The organism is Thiohalomonas denitrificans (genome assembly GCF_016841685.1).
In the GTDB taxonomy this organism is placed as follows: Bacteria; Pseudomonadota; Gammaproteobacteria; order Thiohalomonadales; family Thiohalomonadaceae; genus Thiohalomonas; species Thiohalomonas denitrificans_A.
Genome location: NZ_JAENYR010000069.1, coordinates 3,227 through 6,130 on the forward strand (window position 1 = coordinate 3,227; position 2,904 = coordinate 6,130).

Below are 2,904 nucleotides of genomic sequence, written 5' to 3' on the forward strand. Positions count from 1 at the left end.
CGCATGGACGCGGAGTATCCCGGCCCTGTAGGGAACAAGGGCCGGGGCATTCGCATGGACGCGGAGTATCCCGGCCCTGTAGGGAACAAGGGCCGGGGCATTCGCATGGACGCGGAGTATCCTGGCCCGGTCGGGAACGAGGGCCAGGGCATTCGCATGGACGGCACCGCTGCAGAGCAGGAAGGCCTGCGCGGGGCGGCACTGAAAGAAATCCGGAAGACGAAATGGATGCCCGACTGGGGCGAGGCGCGCATCAAGGGCATGGTGGAGAGCCGCCCCGACTGGTGCGTCTCCCGTCAGCGTACCTGGGGTGTCCCGATTGCCCTGTTCGTTCACAAGAGTACGGGCGAGTTGCACCCCGAGACTTCGCAATTGATCGCGAAGGTGGCCGAGAAGGTAGAGCAGGGCGGCATCGATGCCTGGTTCGATCTGGAGCCGGCGGAGCTGCTTGGAGACTCCGCCGCCGACTATGACAAGGTGACCGACACCCTGGATGTCTGGTTCGACTCCGGCGTGACCCACGCCTGCGTGCTCGACCGGCGGGAAGAGCTGCATGCGCCGGCGGATCTCTATCTGGAGGGCTCCGACCAGCACCGGGGCTGGTTTCAGTCTTCCCTGCTCACCTCGGTGGCCACGAAGGGACAGGCGCCCTACAAATCCGTGCTCACTCACGGCTTTACCGTGGACGCCAAGGGCCAGAAGATGTCCAAGTCCAGGGGCAACGTAGTCGCGCCGCAAAAGGTGGTGGGTACGCTGGGCGCCGATATCCTGCGACTCTGGGTCGCCTCGGCCGACTATCGGGCGGAGATGGCGGTGTCCGACGAGATCCTCAAGCGGACCGCCGACGCCTATCGCCGCATCCGCAACACCGCCCGTTTCCTGTTGGCCAATCTGGCCGGTTTCGACCCGGCGCAGCATCGGGTGGCCGGTCCCGATATGCTGCCGCTGGATCGCTGGGCGGTACTGCGTACGGAAAGGCTCCAGGAGGAACTCATCCGGGCCTACGATAGCTACGAATTCCACCAGATCTACCAGAAGGTGCACAACTTCTGTGCGATTGACATGGGGTCCTTTTATCTGGACATCATCAAGGATCGGCAGTACACCACCCAGCCCGACAGTCTCGCCAGACGCTCGGCACAGACGGCGCTCTATCACGTAATCGAGGCACTTTCCCGCTGGCTGGCGCCGATCCTGAGCTTCACCGCCGAGGAGATCTGGAAACAGATCCCGGGTGAACGGGCCGATTCGATCTTTCTCTCCACCTGGCACGAATTCCCCGAGCTGGGCGACCTCGGCGGCATGGACCTGGGGTTCTGGGGCGAAGTGCTGGAGGTGCGGGAGGCGGTCAGCAAGGAGCTGGAGCAGTTGCGTGTGGCGGGCGGTATCGGCAGTTCGCTGGATGCCGAAGTGGACCTCTACTGCGGCCGTGAAATCCACGACCAACTGGCACGGCTTGGCGACGAACTGCGCTTTGTGCTGATCACCTCCTATGCACGGCTGCACGAGGCCGAATCCCCTCCGGAAGAGGGTGCCCACTACACACTGTCCAATAATGATGAGATCTGGGTAGCCGTGGCCCCGTCGGCGCACGACAAGTGCGTTCGCTGCTGGCACCATCGCGAAGACGTCGGGACCCACGAAGAGCACTCGGAGCTGTGTGGGCGCTGTGTGGAAAACGTTGCCGGCAGCGGCGAAGAGCGGCGCTTTGCCTAACTGCCGAACAGAAATGAAACCACAGAGGGCACAGAGAACCCCGAGGGGAGCAATGCCTCGTAGGAAAGAGCCGTTCGGCAAAAATACAGAGGTGCGCTCGGCAGCCGAGCAGTCGGCTGCCGGCGGTCTCTTATGGAAAATGTGCTCTGTGTACTCTGTGGTAAAAAAACCATGTTGAAGTGGCTCTGGTTGTCGGTAGTGATTGTGGTTCTGGATCAGGCGACCAAGCTGTTGGCCAGCCAATACCTGGAGCTTCACCAGCCGGTATCGCTGCTGCCGATGCTGAACCTGACCCTGATGCACAATACCGGGGCCGCTTTCAGCCTGCTCAGCGAGGCGGGAGGCTGGCAGCGCTGGCTCTTTACCGGTTTGGCCCTGGTGATTGGCGCCTTCATTATCGGCTGGCTACGAAAGCTCGAAGCGGGGCAGACGTGGTTGGCGGTAGCGCTGGCACTGATCCTCGGCGGAGCATTGGGGAACGTCTGGGATCGGGCCACCCTGGGCTATGTCGTCGACTTTATCGACGTCTACTACGGCCGCTGGCACTGGCCCGCCTTCAATATCGCCGATGCCGCCATCAGCGTAGGCGCGGTGATCCTGGTCATCGACAGCTTTCGGGGACACCGACGGACATGAGTGAAGTCAGCAAGGCCATTACTCCCGGCTCACGGGTCACGCTGCGCTACCGAATGGTACTGGAGGACGGGACCGTGGCCGACGAAAGTGGTGATGAGCCGCTGGAATTCACGGTAGGTGACGGAACCCTTATCGCCGGGCTGGAGTCGATGATGACGGGCATGACGGCAGGGGAGAGCGCCACCCTACTGGTGACTCCGGAGCAGGGCTTCGGGTATCGCGACATCGATAATGTCCACCCCATGCCGAGAGAAGAGTTTCCCGAGAAATTGCCGCTGACGCGGGGCACTATCATCGGCTTTACCTCCCCCTCCGGGGAGGAGGTGCCGGGCATGGTGCTGGAAGCGGATGACGAATCGGTGCAGATCGATTTCAATCACCCCCTGGCCGGACACACCCTCCAGTTCGACGTGGAGATCCTTGCTGTTGAATAGGTTCCTGTGTGACTAGGTGTATCCTCAAAGGTACTCGTAGGGTGCATTCGCATTCTTCAAATGGCACCGGTACCCCGAACGAACGGAGCCGGCGCATTTTGGATGTGCTCCATTCAAT

At 61.8% G+C, this 2,904-nt stretch carries 3 protein-coding genes; all 3 read left to right on the top strand.

What is annotated here, in order from left to right; all coding sequences use genetic code 11:
• Positions 1-1,716 (top strand): isoleucine--tRNA ligase (locus Q7L05_RS13460; RefSeq protein ID WP_303907611.1); only part of this gene is annotated, 1,716 nt, incomplete at its 5' end.
• A gap of 171 nt (positions 1,717-1,887) precedes the next feature.
• Positions 1,888-2,352: a signal peptidase II gene (gene lspA, locus Q7L05_RS13465; RefSeq protein ID WP_303907614.1), complete on the top strand. Its 465-nt coding sequence runs from the start codon at positions 1,888-1,890 to the stop codon at positions 2,350-2,352.
• Positions 2,349-2,786, top strand: a complete 438-nt coding sequence (locus tag Q7L05_RS13470) for an FKBP-type peptidyl-prolyl cis-trans isomerase (protein WP_303907617.1) — start codon at positions 2,349-2,351, stop codon at positions 2,784-2,786. The genes lspA and Q7L05_RS13470 overlap by 4 nt, the downstream gene beginning before the upstream one ends.
• Positions 2,787-2,904: the final 118 nt, after the last annotated feature.